General features: G+C 60.3%; 19 protein-coding genes and 1 riboswitch. Of the genes, 9 read left to right on the top strand and 10 right to left on the bottom strand.

The features are described from left to right. Positions 1 to 34: 34 nt before the first annotated feature. Positions 35 to 652 (top strand): hemolysin III family protein, encoded by a 618-nt coding sequence (locus AABM55_RS27370; RefSeq protein ID WP_054594446.1) that lies wholly within the window; start codon positions 35 to 37, stop codon positions 650 to 652. 90 nt (positions 653 to 742) lie between these two features. On the opposite strand, the gene AABM55_RS27365 is transcribed toward AABM55_RS27370, so the two are convergent. Continuing rightward, positions 743 to 1,654: a LysR family transcriptional regulator gene (locus tag AABM55_RS27365; RefSeq protein ID WP_054594445.1), complete on the bottom strand. Its 912-nt coding sequence runs from the start codon at positions 1,652 to 1,654 to the stop codon at positions 743 to 745. A 62-nt stretch (positions 1,655 to 1,716) separates the two neighbouring features. Between AABM55_RS27365 and AABM55_RS27360 the strand changes: the two genes are divergently transcribed. The 3 genes from AABM55_RS27360 to AABM55_RS27350 are packed head-to-tail and all read left to right on the top strand — an operon-like array spanning position 1,717 to position 4,313. Then, positions 1,717 to 3,003, top strand: a complete 1,287-nt coding sequence (locus AABM55_RS27360) for a D-amino acid dehydrogenase (RefSeq protein ID WP_347930088.1) — start codon at positions 1,717 to 1,719, stop codon at positions 3,001 to 3,003. Positions 3,004 to 3,030: 27 nt separating this feature from the next. Then, entirely contained in the window at positions 3,031 to 3,381 is a 351-nt protein-coding gene (locus AABM55_RS27355; protein ID WP_103316745.1) for a RidA family protein, read from the top strand. 29 nt (positions 3,382 to 3,410) lie between these two features. Next, positions 3,411 to 4,313 (top strand): transporter substrate-binding domain-containing protein, encoded by a 903-nt coding sequence (locus tag AABM55_RS27350; protein WP_103316743.1) that lies wholly within the window; start codon positions 3,411 to 3,413, stop codon positions 4,311 to 4,313. Between the two features lie 110 nt (positions 4,314 to 4,423). Here the strand turns inward: AABM55_RS27350 and AABM55_RS27345 are convergent, their stop codons facing one another. After that, the gene (locus tag AABM55_RS27345; protein WP_054594441.1) at positions 4,424 to 5,143 is read right to left on the bottom strand and encodes a 16S rRNA (uracil(1498)-N(3))-methyltransferase; all 720 of its coding nucleotides are present in this window, start codon (positions 5,141 to 5,143) and stop codon (positions 4,424 to 4,426) included. A 206-nt stretch (positions 5,144 to 5,349) separates the two neighbouring features. Then, a complete protein-coding gene (locus tag AABM55_RS27340) occupies positions 5,350 to 6,756 on the bottom strand; it encodes an adenosylmethionine--8-amino-7-oxononanoate transaminase (RefSeq protein WP_347928223.1) in 1,407 nt (468 codons plus the stop codon). Positions 6,757 to 7,078: 322 nt separating this feature from the next. On the opposite strand from AABM55_RS27340, the gene AABM55_RS27335 reads away from it, so the two are divergent. Both AABM55_RS27335 and AABM55_RS27330 read left to right on the top strand, forming a co-directional pair. Beyond that, positions 7,079 to 7,630, top strand: a complete 552-nt coding sequence (locus AABM55_RS27335) for a cytochrome b (RefSeq protein ID WP_054594439.1) — start codon at positions 7,079 to 7,081, stop codon at positions 7,628 to 7,630. A 31-nt stretch (positions 7,631 to 7,661) separates the two neighbouring features. Continuing rightward, positions 7,662 to 8,240, top strand: coding sequence for a YceI family protein (locus AABM55_RS27330; RefSeq protein WP_054594438.1), 579 nt, complete (start codon positions 7,662 to 7,664; stop codon positions 8,238 to 8,240). A gap of 66 nt (positions 8,241 to 8,306) precedes the next feature. On the opposite strand, the gene AABM55_RS27325 is transcribed toward AABM55_RS27330, so the two are convergent. From AABM55_RS27325 to ahcY, 5 genes are all read right to left on the bottom strand, one after another. Next, positions 8,307 to 10,166 (bottom strand): DEAD/DEAH box helicase, encoded by a 1,860-nt coding sequence (locus AABM55_RS27325; RefSeq protein ID WP_347928222.1) that lies wholly within the window; start codon positions 10,164 to 10,166, stop codon positions 8,307 to 8,309. 227 nt (positions 10,167 to 10,393) lie between these two features. Further along, positions 10,394 to 11,209 carry a transporter substrate-binding domain-containing protein gene (locus AABM55_RS27320; protein WP_347928221.1) on the bottom strand — a complete coding sequence of 272 codons (816 nt, stop codon included), beginning with the start codon at positions 11,207 to 11,209 and terminating at the stop codon, positions 10,394 to 10,396. Positions 11,210 to 11,265: 56 nt separating this feature from the next. Then, positions 11,266 to 12,348 (bottom strand): hypothetical protein, encoded by a 1,083-nt coding sequence (locus AABM55_RS27315; protein ID WP_347928220.1) that lies wholly within the window; start codon positions 12,346 to 12,348, stop codon positions 11,266 to 11,268. 87 nt (positions 12,349 to 12,435) lie between these two features. After that, the gene (gene metF / locus AABM55_RS27310) at positions 12,436 to 13,281 is read right to left on the bottom strand and encodes a methylenetetrahydrofolate reductase [NAD(P)H] (RefSeq protein ID WP_347928219.1); all 846 of its coding nucleotides are present in this window, start codon (positions 13,279 to 13,281) and stop codon (positions 12,436 to 12,438) included. Between the two features lie 160 nt (positions 13,282 to 13,441). Then, the gene (gene ahcY / locus AABM55_RS27305; protein WP_054594433.1) at positions 13,442 to 14,851 is read right to left on the bottom strand and encodes an adenosylhomocysteinase; all 1,410 of its coding nucleotides are present in this window, start codon (positions 14,849 to 14,851) and stop codon (positions 13,442 to 13,444) included. Between the two features lie 22 nt (positions 14,852 to 14,873). Next, positions 14,874 to 14,976: riboswitch (S-adenosyl-L-homocysteine riboswitch) on the bottom strand. 197 nt (positions 14,977 to 15,173) lie between these two features. Here ahcY and AABM55_RS27300 point away from each other — a divergent pair. Beyond that, the gene (locus AABM55_RS27300; protein WP_103316724.1) at positions 15,174 to 15,578 is read left to right on the top strand and encodes an acyl-CoA thioesterase; all 405 of its coding nucleotides are present in this window, start codon (positions 15,174 to 15,176) and stop codon (positions 15,576 to 15,578) included. Between the two features lie 176 nt (positions 15,579 to 15,754). On the opposite strand, the gene AABM55_RS27295 is transcribed toward AABM55_RS27300, so the two are convergent. Further along, positions 15,755 to 16,924 carry an MFS transporter gene (locus AABM55_RS27295; protein WP_347928218.1) on the bottom strand — a complete coding sequence of 390 codons (1,170 nt, stop codon included), beginning with the start codon at positions 16,922 to 16,924 and terminating at the stop codon, positions 15,755 to 15,757. Between the two features lie 198 nt (positions 16,925 to 17,122). On the opposite strand from AABM55_RS27295, the gene AABM55_RS27290 reads away from it, so the two are divergent. Together AABM55_RS27290 and AABM55_RS27285 are read left to right on the top strand one after the other, a co-directional pair. Next, complete coding sequence (locus AABM55_RS27290; protein WP_347928217.1) at positions 17,123 to 17,956, top strand: EamA family transporter; 834 nt, start codon at positions 17,123 to 17,125, stop codon at positions 17,954 to 17,956. Between the two features lie 35 nt (positions 17,957 to 17,991). Further along, a complete protein-coding gene (locus tag AABM55_RS27285) occupies positions 17,992 to 18,375 on the top strand; it encodes an MAPEG family protein (protein ID WP_103316718.1) in 384 nt (127 codons plus the stop codon). Positions 18,376 to 18,449: 74 nt separating this feature from the next. On the opposite strand, the gene AABM55_RS27280 is transcribed toward AABM55_RS27285, so the two are convergent. After that, complete coding sequence (locus AABM55_RS27280; RefSeq protein WP_103316715.1) at positions 18,450 to 19,622, bottom strand: murein transglycosylase A; 1,173 nt, start codon at positions 19,620 to 19,622, stop codon at positions 18,450 to 18,452. Between the last annotated feature and the right edge of the window lie 55 nt (positions 19,623 to 19,677).

The following is a 19,677-nucleotide window of genomic DNA, read 5'->3' as shown; positions in this document are numbered from 1 at the left end:
CGATGTAGCAGTGATTTTTTGAGGTTGGAGACGCATGTATCACGGAGAAAAATTCAACGCCTGGAGCCATTTGTTCGGGGCGGTTGCGGCGTGTGTCGGGGCGGTCTGGTTGTTGGTGATTGCCAGTTTGGACGGCAGCCCCTGGAAGATTGTCAGCGTGGCGATTTACGGGTTTACCTTGCTGGTGCTGTACAGCGTTTCGACGGTTTATCACAGCGTGCGCGGGCGGGCGAAGGTGATCATGCAGAAGGTCGATCACCTGTCGATCTACCTGCTGATCGCTGGCAGTTACACGCCGTTTTGTCTGGTCACCCTGCGCGGGCCGTGGGGCTGGACCTTGTTCGGGATTGTCTGGGGGCTGGCGGTGATCGGCATGCTGCAAGAGATCAAGCCGCGCTCCGAGGCGCGGATTCTGTCGATTGTGATCTACGCGGTGATGGGCTGGATCGTGCTGGTGGCGGTCAAGCCGCTGCTGGCGGCGTTGGGCACTGTCGGTTTTGCCTGGCTGGCGGCGGGCGGGGTGTTCTATACCGTCGGCATCATCTTCTTCGCCCTCGACAGCCGACTGCGCCACGCCCACGGCATCTGGCACCTGTTCGTCATCGCCGGCAGTTTGCTGCACTTCGTGGCGATCCTGTTTTACGTCTTGTGAAGCAAAAGATCGCAGCCTTCGGCAGCTCCTACGCCGAACGCGTTGCTCTGTAGGAGCTGTCGCAGGCTGCGATCTTTTAGCTGGTGCTCATCAACGATCCACCAACCGATCCAGTTGCTCCTGTGCGCGCGTGCTGAAGATCGTCAGCAAATCGCTCAGGGTGTGCGGCGGTGGCTCGTCAACGCGGGTCACGGCGTACAAAGTGATCGGCAACGGCGGCGCCAATGGCCGGATGGTCGTAGTCCTCGGTGAGGCACCGAGGGCTGTGAACGGGTCGATGACCGCCAGCCCGGCACCGGATTCGACCATGGCCCGCGCCAATGAATAGGTCTGCACGGAGATGCTGACCCGTGGCGGTGGCTCGACGGCTTTAAGGTAACTGTCGAGCCTGGCGGACAACGGATCGGCGCTGGACAGACCAATCAAAGGCGCATCGGCCAAGGCCATCAATGGCAGTGGCTTGCCTTGGTCTGCCTCAGGCCAGTACCCGCTCGGCGCCAACGCTACCAGCACCCCACAGGCCAACGCCTGGGCCTTGAGCCCTGGGTGGTCGGGTTGTTGCAGGGTCAGCGCGACATCGATTTCACGCATCAGCAGGTTCTGCATCAATTCGCGGCTGTGGGCGCTGGACAGTTCGCAGACGATGTCCGGGTAACGCCGGGTCCACTCGTTGACCGCCGGCGGCAGTAGCGACAGGGCCAGCGCCGGTGTCGCGCCGATCCGCAGGCTGTGGCCCGGCTCGCGGCGCAGGCTCTGGGCCAGGCGTCGCACTCCTTGCAGGCTTTCAGTGACCTTGTCGACCTCGCGCTCCAGTTCCAGTGCTTCAGGCGTAGCCTGCAATTTACCACGCACCCGCAAAAACAGCGGGAAGCCCAGTTGTTGCTCGGCGTGCTGCAACACCTTGGTCACCGCAGGCTGCGAGACGTGCAGTAATTGCGCGGCGCCGCTGACCGAACCGGTCTGGCGGATGGCCTGGAAAATCTCGATGTGTCGAAGGCGCATGGCGATTCCATAACCTTTGCTTATGGGGCAGGCATCTTTATTCATTGTTCGGCGCCTGTCACCTGGCTCTAACCTCAGGCTCGTCTCAACAATGGCTAAGGACTGACATGGCTCAGCGAGTTTGCATCATCGGCGGTGGGGTGATTGGCCTGACAACGGCTTACGCGCTGGTTCGCGATGGCTTTGAGGTGACGGTGGTCGAGGCCCGTGACTCGCTGGGCAGCGAAACCAGTTTTGCCAACGGCGGCCAATTATCCTATCGCTACGTTGCGCCGCTGGCCGATGCCGGCGTGCCGTTACAGGCCATCGGCTGGATGCTGCGAGGGGATTCGCCGCTGAAGCTGCGCATGCGTTTCGACCCGGCGCAGTGGCGCTGGATGGCGTCCTTCCTTGGTGCTTGCCGGACCTCGGTGAATCGCCAGAATGCGGCCCATTTGCTACGTCTGGCGCTATTGAGCCAGACCACCCTGCAAGGCTGGCGCGAAGAGGACTCGCTGGACGGCTTCAATTGGCGGCGCAACGGCAAACTGGTGACCTTTCGCCAGGCTGCGAGCTTCGAGCATGCCCGCAACAGCCTCGTCGATCCACAGCAACAGCAAGTGTTGTCGCCAGCTGAAAGCGCGCGTCTTGAGCCAGCGCTGGCTGATGCTGCGTTTGTCGGGGCGATTTATACCCCGGACGAAGAGGTGGGCGACTGCCACGCCTTCTGCCAGCAACTGATGAAGCGGCTGAAAGCCTCGGGTCGATGCGAGTTTCGGCTGGGGCGGGCGGTGACCGGGATTCGTCATGTCGACGGTGCGGTAAGCGCCATTGAATTGGCTGATGAGGTGTTGCCGGTCGAACAACTGGTCATCGCCGCCGGCCACCGTAGCCCGTTGCTGGCACTGCCCGGTGTGCACCTGCCGCTGTATCCGCTCAAAGGTTATAGCCTGACGGTACCGATTGGTGCAGAGCATCGTGCCCCGGACCTGAGCATCACCGACTACGACCGCAAGATCGTCTATGCGCGGATCGGCGAGCAATTGCGGGTGGCGGCGATGGTCGACATCGTTGGCTTCGATCCGGCGCCGGATCCCAAGCGCCTGGCACTGATCAAGCGCCAGGCTTGCGACACGTTTCCGAATGCCGGCACCTACGACGCGGCTGTCGAATGGGCTGGTATGCGCCCGGCCACTCCCAGCGGCGTGCCGCTGTTGGGGGCGACGGCTTACCGCAACCTGTGGCTCAACCTCGGCCATGGCGCGTTGGGTTTCACCCTGGCGTGCGGCAGTGCCCGGGTGCTCAGCGAACTGATCGGCCAACGCAACCCTTCCATCGACCTGCAGGGTTTTACGCATCGTGCTGCCTGACCTCTCATCCATGCAAAGGAACGTCTCATGACCATCACTCGTATCAACAGCAACAGTCGTTTATCCGGCGCCGTGACCTTTGGCGAGTTGGTGTTTCTCTCCGGTCAGGTGCCGGGCGACAGCACCGATGTCTCAGGGCAGACCCGCGAGGTGCTGGAGAAGATCGACGCGTTGCTGGCCGAGGCGGGCAGCGACAAGGACCATCTGCTGAGCGCGACCATTTACCTGAAGGACATCGGCCAGGATTTTGCGGCGATGAATGACGTCTGGTCGGCCTGGCTGTCGCCGGGACACGCACCGAGTCGCACCACCTTGCAGGCTGAACTCGCACGCCCGCAGGTGCTGGTGGAAATCACCGTTATCGCTGCTCGCCGCTAAATAAACACCATCCACAACGGAGAATAACAATGCAAAAAATCACGTTGATCGGCTGCACCCTGGGCCTGCTGCTCGGGACTCAAGTCCAGGCGGCCGAGGCGCCACTGACCGGCACCTTGAGCAAAATTGCCAGCGCCAACAGCATCACGCTGGGCTATCGCGATGCGTCGGTACCGTTCTCTTATGTGGGGGATCAGTCGGGCCAGCCCATGGGTTACTCGGTGGACCTGGCGAACAAGATCGTCGAGCGTATCCAGCAGAAACTCGCGTTGCCGCAGCTCAAGGTGAAGTACAACCTCGTGACCTCGCAGACGCGGATCCCGCTGGTGCAGAACGGCACCGTAGACCTTGAATGCGGTTCTACCGGGGTGACCGCCGAGCGGCAAAAACAGGTGGCGTTTTCCTACGGGTTTATTTACGTCAAAGGCCAGTTACTCACGGCCAGCGACAGCGGCATCAAGAGCTTCGCCGACCTGCGCGGCAAGAGTGTGGTGACCACCGCCGGCACCACTAACGAGCGCTTTCTCAAAAGCTACAACGCCGACCACAAGATCGACATGTTCGTGATCAGTGCCAAGGATCACGGCGAAGCCTTCCAGATGTTGCAATCGGGCCGGGCAGCGGCGTTTTACATGGATGATGCACTGCTTTACGGCGAGCGCGCCAAGGCCCGTGATCCGCACAAGTGGGTGGTAGTTGGAGAAGAGCAGTCGCGGGAAATCTACAGCTGCATGGTGCGCAAGGATGATCCGCAATTCCTCGCGCTGGTCAACGGAGCCCTGGCGGACCTGTACAGCTCGGGTGAAATCAACGGCATCTACCAACGCTGGTTCGAACAGCCGATCCCGCCTAAAGGGCTGAACCTGGAGTTTCCGATGACCAGCGAGCTGAAAGCCATCATCGCCAAACCGGTAAGTGATCCGGTGGAATAAACGGCAAAAAGATCGCAGGCTGCGCCAGCTCCTGCGGGGATCGCGTTCATCCGTAGGAGCTGGTGCAGGCTGCGATCTTTTCCAATCACTGCAAATCAAAAAAAGTGCGGTTAGAAATCCCCCCACAACTGCTGGGCCACGGCCAATGCCACCACCGGCGCGGTTTCGGTGCGCAGCACTCGTGGGCCGAGGCGGGCGGAATGGAAGCCGGCGCTTTGAGCCTGATCGACTTCCACGTCCGACAACCCGCCTTCCGGGCCGATCAGGAACGCCAGTGTCGAAGGTTTTGCATGGCTGACCAGCGGCTCGGCCACCGGGTGCAGCACCAGCTTCAGTTCGGCCTCGGATTGTTTGAGCCAGTCGGCCAGCAACAGCGGCGGGTGGATCACCGGCACTCGCGAACGACCGCATTGTTCGCACGCACTGATAGCGACCTGACGCCAGTGTTGCAGGCGTTTGTCGGCGCGTTCGTCCTTGAGCCGGACTTCGCAACGGTCACTGAAAATCGGGGTGATTTCAGTCACGCCCAGTTCGGTGGCTTTCTGAATCGCCCAGTCCATCCGCTCGCCGCGGGACAAACCCTGGCCCAGATGAATCTGCAACGGCGACTCGATTTGCCCGGCGAAGCTTTCCGTTAACGCCACGCGCACGCGCTTTTTGCCGACTTCCGCCAGCGTGCCTCGAAATTCCTGGCCTGAACCGTCGAACACTTGCAACGCATCGCCCTCGGCCATGCGCAGTACGCGACTGATGTAGTGCGCCTGAGCCTCTGGCAATTCATGCTCGCCGAGGCTCAAGGGGGCGTCGATGAAGAAGCGGGACAGTCTCATTCTGGGTCTCTGTAAAATTTGAATGTGCGGCTTGGTGATGATCTGTGGCGAGGGAGCTTGCTCCCGCCGGCCGGTCCGCGTTCGGGCGAAGCAGTCGTAACCCGGCAGATGCGTATTAACTGATAAAACGCGGTTGCAGGTTTTTGGGGCCGCTTCGCGTCCCAGCGGGAGCAAGCTCCCTCGCCACAATCGATCTTCGGTAAACCCTAGCCCGGATCGCGGAAGCCCGGATGGAAGTCCTTCGGCACTGCCACGCTGACCTTGTTGCTGGTGGCGATATCGATTCCTTCACTGGCAACCGTGGCAAGGAAGTCGATCTGCTCGGGGGTGATCACGTAGGGCGGCAGGAAATACACCACGCTGCCCAACGGCCGCAACAGCGCGCCACGTTCCAGTGCGTGCTGGAACACCTTCAGCCCACGGCGTTCCTGCCAGGGATAAGCAGTTTTGCTCGCCTTGTCCTGAACCATTTCGATGGCCAGCACCATGCCGGTCTGGCGTACTTCCGAAACATGCGGGTGGTCAGTCAGGTGTGCGGTCGAGCTGGACATGCGTTGGGCGAGGGCCTTGTTATTCTCGATGACGTTGTCTTCTTCGAAGATATCCAGCGTCGCCAACGCCGCCGCACAGGCCAGCGGATTGCCGGTGTAGCTGTGGGAATGCAGGAAGGCGCGCAGGGTCGGATAGTCGTCGTAGAAAGCGCTGTAGACCTCATCCGTGGTGACGCACGCTGCCAGTGGCAGGTAACCGCCGGTCAGGGCTTTGGACAGGCACAGGAAGTCCGGGCGGATGCCGGCCTGTTCGCAGGCGAACATCGTTCCGGTGCGGCCGAAGCCGACGGCGATTTCATCGTGGATCAGGTGCACGCCGTAACGGTCACAGGCTTCGCGCAGCAGTTTCAGGTACACCGGGTGATACATGCGCATCCCACCAGCACCCTGGATCAGCGGCTCGACGATCACTGCAGCAACGGTTTCGTGGTTTTCGGCGAGGGTCTGTTCCATCGCCGCGAACATGTTGCGCGAGTGTTCTTCCCAGCTCATGCCTTCGGGGCGCAGGTAGCAGTCCGGGCTTGGCACCTTGATGGTGTCCAGCAGCAGCGCTTTATAGGTTTCAGTGAACAGCGGCACGTCGCCGACCGACATCGCGGCCATGGTTTCGCCGTGGTAGCTATTGGTCAGCGTGACGAAGCGTTTCTTGTCCGACTGACCGCGGTTGAGCCAGTAGTGAAAGCTCATTTTCAGCGCCACTTCGATGCAGGACGACCCGTTATCGGCGTAGAAACACCGCGTCAGGCCTTCCGGCGTCATCTTCACCAGGCGTTCGGACAACTCGATCACCGGTTGATGGCTGAAGCCGGCGAGGATCACGTGTTCCAGTTGATCGACCTGGTCCTTGATCCGCTGGTTGATCCGCGGGTGGGCATGGCCAAACACGTTGACCCACCAGGAACTGACCGCGTCGAGGTAGCGTTTGCCTTCGAAGTCTTCGAGCCATACGCCTTCGCCGCGCTTGATCGGGATCAGCGGCAGCTGTTCGTGGTCTTTCATCTGGGTGCAGGGATGCCACAGAACCGCGAGATCGCGCTGCATCCACTGATTATTCAAGCCCATTTTCACTCTCCTCGAGGCGGTCCGTGAGATGCGCGGACATACAATCGCGCAAGCCTATGCAATGCCGGGCGAGCGGACAACCTATTGTGGCGTTTGCGCATGGAAACGCAGGTGTGTTACGTGGTTGTATTGACGTGCACATACGCTGACAGGGCACGCTAGAGCGTCTGATGTTTGGGTCGCACGTTGGGGGTTAATCTTTCCTTAACCCACCCCTTTCAGACTCTTGATCGTATTTCTCGATATTTCAAAGCGAAATTTTCGGCTTTAAATCGATAGATAACTCGATAGTCTTGGTCGCAGTTCTTACAGGATTTGGGCAATGCAGCTACGTAACTCTTCCTCCCGCTATGGCGGGGTCAGCATCTTTCTGCACTGGGGCGTGGCGCTGGCGGTCTTCGGTCTGTTTGCTCTGGGCTTGTGGATGGTCGGTCTGGACTACTACAGCAACTGGCGCAAAGAAGCGCCGGACTTGCACAAAAGCATCGGCTTGACGCTGTTCGCGTTCTTGTCGTTGCGGGTGTTGTGGCGCTTTATCAGCCCACCGCCGCCGACGCTGCAAAGCTATAGCCGCATGACGCGCCTCGGCGCCAAGCTCGGTCACTCCTTCCTCTATCTCAGCCTGTTCGCGGTGATGATTGCCGGTTACCTGATTTCCACCGCAGACGGTGTCGGGATTCCGGTGTTTGGTCTGTTTGAAATTCCTGCGCTGATTTCCGGTCTACCGGACCAGGCAGACACCGCCGGTGCGATTCATCTGTATCTGGCGTGGACGCTGGTGATTTTTTCCGGTCTCCATGCGTTGGCAGCACTGAAGCACCACTTTATCGACCGTGATGCGACCCTGACGCGAATGCTGGGACGCAAAGCCTGATGTTCAACCTCGACTCCAAGGAATAGAAAGCATGTTGAAAAAGACTCTCGCCGCTCTGGCAATCGGTACTGCTCTGTTGTCGGCAGGGCAAGCGATGGCCGCGGAATACAAGATCGACAAGGAAGGCAATCACGCTTTCGTCGACTTCAAGATCAGCCACCTGGGCTACAGCTTCATCCACGGTACTTTCAAGGACTGGGACGGTAAGTTCAGCTTCGACGCCAAGGCTCCAGAAGCCAGTAAAATCGACGTTGTGCTGAAAACCGCCAGCGTTGATACCAATCACGCTGAACGTGACAAGCACATCCGTACCCCGGACTTCCTGGACGCAGCGAAATACCCTGAAGCCAAGTTCGTTTCCACCAGTGTCAAATCCACTGGCGAAAAAACCGCTGACGTGACCGGCGACCTGACCCTGCACGGCGTGACCAAGCCAGTTGTGATCAAGGCAACCTTCAACGGCGAAGGCAAGGACCCATGGGGTGGCTACCGTGCCGGCTTCAACGGCACGACTACCCTGCAGTTGAGCGAGTTCGGCATCAAAGGCCCAGGTCCTACTTCCCAGACCCTAGACCTGGACATCACGTTTGAAGGTGTTCAAGCGAAATAATTTTCGCTGCTGACACAAAAACGCCCCTGATCGCGAGATCAGGGGCGTTTTTGTTAGCAGGAGAAATCAGCGGTTGCGGGTCAGCAACGCCGGTTTCTCGCCGCGTGGGCGGCTTGGCAGTTGATCGAGCTGCTCAGGTGTCGGGAAGCGATCAGCCTTGGACTCCTTGTGCATGATCTTCGGCTGGGTACCGCGCGGGTTCTGCACTGCGGGTTCCTGACGCGGCTGGTCGTCACGGGCCGGGCGGCGGTTGCGCGACTCCTCGCGACGGGCCTGGCCGTCACGTGGAGCACCGCTGCGTGGACCACTGCGCTTGGCAGGCGGGGTGCCAGTGCTGGCGCCGCTGCTGTTACGCGGACCGTTCTGGCGACCTTGTGGCTGGCCGGTGCGTGGAGCACCTGCACCAGCAGCGCCTTGTGCCGGAGCGCCCGGACGGCGGCCACGGCCTTGAGGGGCCTTCTGCTGCGGAACGTAGTCGACGCGGTTACCGAAGTTATCGATATCGTCGTCGAGGAACTCGTCCGGTGCGCGGTCAGCAACGGCGCGGGGTGCCGGACGCTGCTGTTCGCGGGCCGGGGTGCCTTCACGCGGCTTTTGAGCCGGGCGTTCGCCACGGCCGGCAGCCGGTTTTTCCTTGCCGCCCTTGTCCTTGCCCTTGTCTTTACGACCGCCGCCACCGCCGCTGCCGTTTGGACCGTCGCCGCGTGGGCCGCGTGGATTGCGCGGGTTACGCACGTCCGGACGCTCGCGAACTTCTGGTTTCTCGGCTTCTACAGCGCTGGAATCAAAGCCCATCAGGTCGCCATCGGCGATTTTCTGCTTGGTCATGCGCTCGATGCTTTTCAGCAGTTTTTCTTCGTCCGGGGCAACCAGCGAGATCGCCTCGCCCGAACGACCGGCACGGCCGGTACGGCCGATACGGTGCACATAGTCTTCGTCGACGTTTGGCAGCTCGAAGTTGACCACGTGTGGCAGTTGGTCGATATCCAGGCCGCGAGCAGCGATATCGGTGGCCACCAGGATACGCACTTCGCCGGCCTTGAAGTCGGCCAGGGCTTTGGTGCGGGCGTTCTGGCTCTTGTTGCCGTGGATCGCGACGGCGCTCAGACCGTGTTTGTCCAGGTACTCGGCCAGGCGGTTGGCGCCGTGCTTGGTACGGGTGAACACCAGAACCTGTTCCCAGGCGCCGGCAGTAATCAGGTGCGCCAGCAGCGAGCGCTTGTGGCTGGCGGCCAGACGGAACACCCGTTGCTCGATGCGCTCGACCGTGGTGTTCGGTGGCGTGACTTCGATGCGTTCCGGGTTGTGCAGCAACTTGCCGGCAAGGTCAGTGATGTCCTTGGAGAAGGTTGCCGAGAACAGCAGGTTCTGACGTTTGGCCGGCAGGCGGGCGAGGACTTTCTTCACGTCATGGACGAAGCCCATGTCGAGCATCCGGTCCGCTTCGTCCAGTACCAGGATTTCCACGTGGGACAGATCGACGCTGCCTTGGCCGGCCAGGTCGAGCAAACGGCCCGGGCAAGCCACCAGCACGTCGACACCGCGGGACATCGCCTGAACCTGTGGGTTCATGCCAACGCCGCCGAAAATGCAGGCACTGACGAATTTCAGGTCACGGGCGTAGACCTTGAAACTCTCGTGCACCTGGGCGGCCAGTTCGCGAGTCGGGGTCAGGACCAGGACGCGTGGTTGGCGCGGGCCGTGACGCTGGGATTTGTCCGGGTGACCGTTGGGGAACAAGCGCTCCAGAATCGGCAAGGCGAAACCGCCGGTTTTACCCGTACCTGTCTGCGCCGCAACCATCAAGTCGCGACCTTGCAACACGGCGGGAATGGCCCGCTGTTGCACCGGGGTAGGCTGGGTGTAGCCCGCTGCCTCGATGGCGCGGACTAAAGCCTCGGAGAGACCGAGGGAAGCAAAGGACATGAGTAATCCTGTTTTAGTTAGGGCTTGGCCCAATGGGATAGTCTTGCCTGGCGCGAATGGCGTTTATGGAGAAGCGCAATCGCGTCCGGTCCTGCTGGGGCTTGAAGGCTCATCTTCGAGTACTCGCGCGGGCTGAAAAGCTGCGCTGTAGCAGTGTCGGGATGCCTTAAACAAGACCGAGCGTCCGGGCGTAAGCCTGGCGGGAAGGCCGGAGTATAACAGAGCAATCACGGAGCGCTGCTTTCCTGCTGCTCAACGGTTTTCCCGTTGCTGGCTTGCGGCGTGATCTGTGTGGCGTCAGGTACCGGGCCGGCACCATAACGCGCACTCAATTGAGCGTAGGCCGGTTCACGTTTGAAACGCTTGAGCTCGGCGCCGAAACGCTGCACCAGCAGGTCCATGCCGGCATTGCGGCGCAGGGCCAGGAACTGGCTTTGGTGACTGATGACCGTGGGGCTTTCGCTGATCTGGTCGCGCAGTTTCAAGGTGTCGAGCAGGGTTTGGCCAACCCGACGGTCGGTGATCAGCAGGTCGATACGACCGCGCTGCAGCTTGCCAAAGTTGGCTTCATGGGTCGGCGCAGGCTCGCGGGTGAACAGGGTCGAGTCCCTGAAGTCCTGGCTGTACAGGTAGCCGGGCGAGGTGCCGATGGTCAGGCCTCGCAGGTCTTCAAGGGTGCGGAAGGGGTGAGGACGATCATTGGCATAGAACAACACGAACTCGACTTCCGAGAGTGGTTCGCTGGGATAGAGCAAGGTGGCGTCGCGTTCGCTGCTGTGGAAGATATCCAGCGCGCCGTCGGCCAACCCTTGATCAAGCATGGCCAGGCAGCGTTTCCATGGCAGGAACTGCCACTCCACCTCAATCCCCAGGCGCTGGAAGACGATCGCCGTGGTTTCGTAGTCCAGCCCGAGGGCCTGGCCGTTTTCCTCGTAGACGTAGGGCGCCCAGGGCTCGGTGACAATGCGCAGCTTCTCGCCCCGAGCGGTAAAGCTCAGGCAAGCAAAAAGCACGGCTGTCAGCAATTGGGCAATGACGGGCATCGCTGGAGATTACGACGAGAGCCGGTGAAATAGCTAGAGGCGGTCTAGCCCGAGGGCTAGTCGCCCTTTGTCTGAACCAGGTGCAAGTAAATGGCCTTGCGGCGTTCACCCAGCACCAGGCGAATCATCGGGTGATTGAACCAGTGTTCGAGTTGATGGTTTTCAAGGGGGTTATCGAGGCGCCGCTCGACGTTGTCACGAGCCTTTTCCCACCAGACTGGCGTGCAGGCCTGATCGAACGGGTTGGTGTGCTGGTAGCAGCCGTAGAGGATTTCACGCATGAACTGGCGCTGATGCCTGGGCAACGCCAGGGTCACGATTTTATAGGCCAGACGCTGGAGCGTTGGTGGTCGCGGCAGTGTCGCGGTCACCAGGCGGGTTTCATCCAGCGCGAAGGTGCTGATCGGGTCGGCACCATGCTTGTCCAGCCATGCATTGATCTTGGCGCGAAACAGCTGCTTGCGGCTCCAGTAATGATGGATCAGGTCCGGACACTCGCGCACCTGCGTTGTGCGGTAGGCCGCTACCGACAGGCAGAACTCTTCAAGGGTATAGGCGCCTTGCGCCAGAGGGTACAGCTCATCCATCAAGGCGATCGAATGATCGAGAACGCCGGCATCGACGCGATCAAGGCCGATGACTCCCGAGTTCAGCAGCGGCATCTGGTCATCTGCCAGCTGTCTTTGCTGCAGTACGCCGGCCAGTGTCCGATACAGCCCCGCCTCTTTGTTGCTGCCGTATTGCAATCCAAAGGCATTGCACAGCAGGGTGCCCGGCTTGACGCGACGGAACAGTTCCAGCGGTGAGCAGTGGAAGAATGTATCCGTGTCGATCAGCAGCGCACGCTCGGACTCGCGCAACACCTGCTGCATCACCACGTGCTTGGCGCGAAAGTGATAACCATGCGGGGCGATCCACGCCTGACGGGTGCTTTCATCCAGCTCTCGAACCCGAACCGGCAAGTCGCGGTAAGGCGCCGGGTTGTCGGTGAAAACCTGGATGTCCAAGCTTTCGCCCGGTGTTTCGCGCAACCCTGCCAAGGCACTGGCGATACTGAACACTGCTTCCTGGTGGTAGGTGTTGGCACCATAAACCAGATAAATCAGTTGAGGGTTTGTGGCTGGGGTAATTGTGGACATCTACTGCGATCATCCCTGGCGAATTGGGAGAATGAAAAAAAAGGCCCTGGGTTTCGCCAGGGCCTCGTTCTGAATGCTACGCCTGTTTCAGCGTGGCAGTTTCAGATTGTTCCAGACGGCCAGGCTAGGTTCGGCCTGGTTCAGGGTATAGAAATGCAGCCCTGGTGCGCCGCCTTGCAACAAACGTTCACACATTTCGGTGATCACCTGCTCGCCGAAACCCTGAATGCTTTGGGTGTCGTCACCGTAGGCTTCCAGCTGTTTGCGGATCCAGCGCGGGATTTCCGCACCGCAGGCGTCGGAGAAGCGTGCCAGCTTGCTGTAGTTGGTGATCGGCATGATGCCCGGAACAACCGGGATGTTCACGCCCATCGCCTGTACACGCTCGACGAAGTAGAAGTAGCTGTCGGCGTTGAAGAAGTACTGGGTGATCGCACTGTTGGCGCCGGCGTTGGCCTTGCGCACGAAATTGGTGAGATCGTCTTCGAAGTTGCGTGCTTGCGGGTGCATTTCCGGGTAAGCGGCGACTTCGATGTGGAAGTGATCGCCGGTCTCTTCACGAATGAAGCTCACCAGGTCATTGGCATGGCGCAATTCGCCGCTGGCCATGCCCATGCCTGAAGGCAGGTCACCGCGCAAGGCAACGATCCGCTTGATACCGGCCGCCTTGTATTGAGCCAGCAGGCCGCGCAAGTCAGCCTTGCTATCGCCAACGCAAGACAAATGCGGTGCGGCAGGGACTTTGACTTCGCTTTCGAGCTGCAACACGGTATTGAGGGTGCGATCACGAGTCGAACCACCAGCGCCATAGGTGCAGGAGAAGAAATCGGGGTTGTACGTGGCCAGCTGACGGGCAGTGGCGATGAGCTTTTCATGCCCAGCGTCGGTCTTGGTCGGGAAGAACTCGAAGCTGTAGCGGCGGTCTTGGGACATAGGAATACCCTTGCAAACGCGTAAGCCTGTAGGGCTTGCACATCCCGTGTGGGAGCGGGCTTGCTCGCGAAAGCGGTGGGTCAGTCAACATCAATGTTGAATGATGAATCGCCTTCGCGAGCAAGCCCGCTCTCACAGGGAGAGCAGGCAGCAGGACCGATCAGTAGCGGTAAGCGTGCGGCTTGAACGGGCCTTCGACGGTCACGCCGATGTATTCAGCCTGTTGCTTGGTCAGTTGAGTGACCACGCCACCGAAACCGCGGACCATTTCCAGGGCCACTTCTTCGTCGAGTTTCTTCGGCAGTACTTCAACGGTCAGGCGCTCGGCTTTCTGGGCTGGCGACAGGTCGGCGTACTTCTGGCCGAACAGGAAGATCTGCGCAAGGACCTGGTTGGCGAACGAACCGTCCATGATGCGGCTTGGGTGGCCAGTGGCGTTGCCCAGGTTAACCAGACGGCCTTCGGCCAGCAGGATCAGGTAGTCGTCGTTCTGTGGGTCGAAATCGCCCGCGCCAGTACGGTGAACCTTGTGAACCTGTGGCTTCACTTCTTCCCATGCCCAGTTCTTGCGCATGAAAGCCGTGTCGATTTCGTTGTCGAAGTGACCGATGTTGCAGACCACGGCGCGTTTCTTCAGGGCTTTGAGCATGTTCGCATCGCAAACATTGACGTTACCGGTGGTGGTCACGATCAGGTCAATCTTGCCCAGCAGGGCCTTGTCGATGCTCGCTTCGGTACCGTTGTTGATACCGTCGATGAACGGCGAAACCAGTTCGAAACCGTCCATGCAGGCTTGCATGGCGCAGATCGGGTCAACTTCGGAGACTTTGACGATCATGCCTTCCTGACGCAGGGACTGGGCCGAACCCTTGCCCACGTCACCGTAACCGATGACCAGCGCTTGCTTGCCGGACAACAGGTGGTCGGTACCGCGCTTGATCGCGTCGTTCAGGCTGTGACGGCAGCCATACTTGTTGTCGTTCTTGCTCTTGGTCACCGAGTCGTTGACGTTGATGGCCGGGATTTTCAGCTCGCCCTTGGCCAGCATGTCCAGCAGGCGGTGAACGCCGGTGGTGGTTTCTTCGGTGACGCCGTGAACGCGGTCCAGTACTTGTGGGTACTTCTTGTGCAGCAGCTCGGTCAGGTCGCCGCCATCGTCGAGGATCATGTTGGCATCCCAAGGCTGGCCATCCTTGAGGATGGTTTGCTCCAGGCACCACTCGTACTCTTGTTCAGTCTCGCCCTTCCAGGCGAATACCGGGATGCCGGCAGCGGCGATCGAAGCGGCGGCCTGATCCTGAGTCGAGAAAATGTTGCAGGACGACCAGCGTACTTCGGCACCCAGGGCAACCAGGGTTTCGATCAGCACGGCAGTCTGAATGGTCATGTGGATGCAGCCGAGAATCTTCGCGCCCTTGAGCGGTTGCTCGACGGAGTACTTGCGGCGCAGACCCATCAGGGCTGGCATTTCCGATTCGGCGATGATGGTTTCACGACGGCCCCAGGCAGCCAGGGACATGTCGGCAACTTTGTAGTCGTTAAAATCTGCAGGCGTGATTACAGCGCTCATGAAGAGCCTCCATTCGTAAGTATGCGAATGGGCGCCGTTGTGCGTTTAGTGTCCAGCCGATCATGGCCGGGCAACGCCCCATCCGAGCCTGACAGGTCGAACCTGCTGCAGCGCCCCTCGGACAGGTGGCGGGAAAACGGTATCAATCGAAGATGACCGTTTTGAAACGGGGGCGATTATAGCCGTCTGGGCCAGACTTCCAAAGGGTTTCTGTCGGCCAGATGAAGATCGTTAATGGCGACCATAGTCGAAGCCTCATGGAGCATGACTGCATGGTCTGCCATGATGCCGGCATCAATCGGCAAGACGGTCAGGAGCGAGCATGAATTTCCACACCCGCAAATGGGTAAAACCCGAAGACCTTAACCCCAACGGCACGCTGTTCGGCGGTAGCCTGCTGCGCTGGATCGACGAAGAGGCCGCCATTTACGCAATCGTCCAGCTGGGCAATCAGCGCGTGGTCACCAAGTACATTTCCGAAATCAACTTCGTCAGCGCCTCGCGCCAGGGCGACATCATCGAACTGGGTATCACCGCTACCGAATTCGGTCGTACCTCGATCACCCTGACGTGCGAAGTGCGCAACAAGATCACCCGCAAAAGCATCCTGACGGTCGAGAAGATGGTCTTCGTCAACCTGGGCGAAGACGGCTTGCCTACGCCCCATGGCCGGACCGAGATCAAGTACGTCAAGGACCAGTTCCAGGATGACCCCGCCGTCGAATGACCGCGGCCCCTGTGGCGAGGGAGCTTGCTCCCGCTCGGCCGCGAAGCGGTCGCAGATCGATTAATGCGTTGTGTCTGACAAAACTCGATTGCAGGATTTAGGGCCGCTGCGCGCCCCAGCGGGAGCAAGCTCCCTCGCCACAAGGGTTTTGTATCGTTGCACAGATTATCTAAAGCTCAGCCGGGGACGTTGGCCGTTGCCGCTTCGCGGCGTTGCAGGTAGATAAAGAACAGCGCCGTCAGCACGGTCAAGCCGCTGACCAGTGCACCGGTCCATGGCAGGTCTGCAAGGTTGGCGCCGCTGGCGACGACCAGTCCGCCGATCCACGCTCCGGCGGCATTGCCCAGGTTGAAGGCGCTCTGGTTTAGCGTCGAACCCAGGTTCGGCGCCTCATGAGCCTGGTCGATGATCAGCAGTTGCAGGATCGGGCACAGTGCGAAGGCGAACACACCCCACAGTACCAGGGTGATGGCGGCCGGGATCACCGAGTGGCTGGTCTGGCTGAACGCGGCCAGCACCAGCACGACCGCGAGGGCCATGCCGACTAATGACGGCAGCAAACGGCTGTCGGCCAAGCGTCCGCCGAGCATGCTGCCAGCGGTCAAGCCCACACCGAACAACAACAGCATGATGGTTACGCCGTGCGGGCTGACGCCGGTGATGTCCTGCAGGATCGGTGCGATGTAGGTGAAGACACTGAACAGGCTGGTCGACGCCAGCACGCTCATGCCCAACGCCAGCAGCACATTGGTTTTGCCCAGTACCTTGAATTCGCTGGCCAGGTTGGCTTTGTCCATGGCGATCTCTTTCGGCAACCAGACCCACTGGGCGATGGCCGCGATCACGCCGATCACCGACACCGCCCAGAAGGTCGAGCGCCAGCCGGCGTATTGCCCGAGCGCGGTGCCCAGCGGTACGCCGAGTACGTTGGCGAGGGTCAGGCCGGTGAACATCATCGCAATTGCCTGGGCGCGTTTGTTCGGTGCCACTAAACCTGCAGCGACCACTGAACCGATGCCGAAGAATGCACCGTGGCACAACGCAGTAATCACCCGTGCGGCCATCAATGTGGCGTAGTTCGGGGCGAGTGCGCAGAGCATGTTGCCAAGGATGAACATCAGCGTCATGCCCAGCAGCGTGGCTTTGCGTGGCATGTTGGCCGTCCCGACCGCGAGGATCGGCGCGCCGAACACCACGCCCAGGGCGTAGCCGGTAATCAGCAGGCCGGCCTCGGGAATGCTTACGGCAAGGTCGCGGGCGACATCGGGCAGCAAGCCCATGATGACGAATTCAGTGGTGCCGATGCCGAAGGCGGCAACAGCCAGTGCAAGCAAGGCGAGTGGCATGCGCAAGGTCTCTGTCGGTAGTCTTGACGCTCTGATCAGGCATACGCATGCGAGCCCCCGGTTCCGTGAGAATCGGGTAGCAGCAGAAATTTATTGGAATAAGTATGTGCGCAACTGAGTGCGGCGTGGTCGGTTGCAGTATAAACAGCTGCTGACATATGGCGAATCAATTCGGTTGATGCGGACAAGGAGAGCAGGGTGCTTGCGACGATTCTGGTGTTGGTGGCGGCGTTGTTGCACGCAGCCTGGAATACCCTGATCAAGTTCAGTGCTGAGCGGTTATTGGTCGTGGCCTGCATGGACAGTGTCGCGATGCTGTTTGTCGCGCTGATGCTGGGTTTCGTCGCGCTGCCACCGATGGATATCTGGCCGTGGATACTCGCTTCGGCCGCCTTCGAGTTGCTCTATCGGTATCTGCTGATCCAGGCCTATCGGGTCGGCGATCTTGGGCTGGTCTATCCGCTGATGCGCGGTTTGTCGCCGTTGGTGGTCTTGGCGTTGACACTGATCTTTGCTGGCGAAGTGCTGACGACCCAGCAGATCCTCGGCATTTTGCTGATCCCGTTCGGCATGCTGTGCCTGCTTTGGCAGGGCGGTGGCGGGGAGCGTTTGCCGTGGTCGATGTTGCCGGTAGTGGTGCTGATCGGCTTGTGCATTGGCGGCTACACCTTTATCGATGGGCAGGCGTTGCGGCGCTGGTCGCACCCGCTCGATTACCTGGTCTGGGTGACGCTGCTCAGTGCCTGGCCGTTTCCGCTGTTGGCACTGGTGCGCAAGCGTCCGGCTTTTATGCTGTTCTGGCGTGAGCAGTGGCGACTGGGCTTGGGTGTCGGGTTCTGCGTGTTGTTCAGCTACGCTTTGGTGCTCTGGGCCATGCAGTTGGGGTCGATCGCCGAAGCGGCGGCACTGCGCGAGATCAGTGTGATTCTGGTGGTGCTGTTCGGCATGCGTTACCTCAAGGAACCTTTCGGCCGGCCCAGGCTCTTGGCTTGTGGGCTGGTACTGGCCGGCATGCTCGTGATGAAGTTCTGAGCGAGTGTTTACGAAACTCTAAAAAGGAATCTGCAATGAACGTTGCCCTGTGGTGTGTATTGATCGCGATTTTCTTGCCGTACGTTTGCACCGCCATTGCCAAGATCGGCGGCAAGTTCGGGCTTCGGGATAATCATGATCCGCGAGATTTTCTTGAGTCCCTCGAAGGGTTCGCCAAGCGTGCCCACTGGGCCCAGTTGAACAGCTTTGAAGTCACCCCGGCGTTTGCCGCCGCGGTCATCGTCGCGCACCTGGTCGGCAATGCCGAACTGGTGACGATCAACGTGCTGTCGGTGCTGTTCATCACCAGCCGCCTGCTTTACATCATCTGCTACCTGGCAGACTGGGCGATCCTGCGTTCGCTGGTGTGGTTTGTCGGCATGGGATTGATTGCCGCCTTCTTTTTTGTGTCGATCTGACGCGATGCGGAACCGTTTTTGTAGCAGCAGGCTTCGCCAGCTGCTACAGGAGTCAACAGCGTATTGGGTGCGACTTACTTTGTGTCGGTCACCTGCGGCAGTTGCGGTAGTGCCGCGCCTTTTGGCCAGAGCATCCAGATTTGCCCTTGCTGTTTCATGTCGCCGGCCAGTTGCCCGGCGGCATCGCCGGTGCCCCAGAACAGGTCGGCGCGAACTTCGCCGGTGATCGCGCCACCGGTGTCCTGTGCGGCGACGGGGCGCACCAGTGCGCTGCCATCAGGGCGGGTAGTGGATAACCAGAGCAGACTGCCCAGTGGAATCACCTTGCGATCCACCGCCACGCTGTAACCCGAGGTCAGTGGCACGTTCAACGAGCCGCGCGGGCCTTCGTTGCTGTCAGGATTGCGGCTGAAGAACACGTAGCTCGGGTTACTGCCGAGCAGTTCAGGAATGCGCGTCGGGTGGGCCTTGGCCCAGGCACTGATGGCGCCCATGGTCACGTCTTCCTTCTTCAGTTCGCCCTGATCCACCAGCCAGCGGCCAATTGGGCGGTACGGGTGACCGTTCTGGTCGGCATAACCGATGCGCAGTTGGCGGCCATCTTCCAGCTGAATGCGGCCCGAGCCCTGGATTTGTAGAAACTGCAGGTCCATCGGATCGGTCAGCCACGCCAGCACAGGCGCCTTGACCCCTTTGGTTTCAATGGCGGCGGCATCGTCGTAAGGCTTGAGCACCCGGCCTTCAAGGCGACCGCGCAGGCGCTTGCCTTTGAGTTCGGGGTAAATGCTCTCGAGCGAGACGATGATCATGTCGTCCGGTACACCGTAAACCGGCACATTGGCCACCGGGTTCTGCGTCAGGCTGCCCGGATAGACCGGCTCGTAATAGCCGGTGATCAAGCCATTCGCATTGCCGCTGGAGGAGCGCAGGCCGTAGACCGCCAGCTGTTCCTTGAGAAAGCCGCGGATGGCGTCTGCGGTTTGCGGCACATTGGCTGCCGCTGCGCAGGTCGCGCCCCAGACCGGGTCGGATTTCAGGCGGGTACAGGCGCTGCGCCAGGAACCGAAGCCGGCCAGCAAGTCATTATCAGATACCGCCGGCAAAGCTTCCCACGTCGCGCTGGAATAGGTGGCGATGGCGTGGGTTTGTGGTTTTGCGGTGTCGCCACTGTTGCAACCGGCGAGCAGGGCGACCATCGGTACGGTCCAGAGCAGAGTGTTGCGCCAGGCCTTGAAACGGCTGTTCATGCGGTATTTCCTGTGCAGGTTGCCCGAGCGCTTCCAGCGTTCAGGCAACCCTTAT

This window comes from Pseudomonas helvetica (assembly GCF_039908645.1).
Classification (GTDB): Bacteria; Pseudomonadota; Gammaproteobacteria; order Pseudomonadales; family Pseudomonadaceae; genus Aquipseudomonas; species Aquipseudomonas helvetica.
This window is presented reverse-complemented; position numbering and strand designations above follow the sequence as displayed.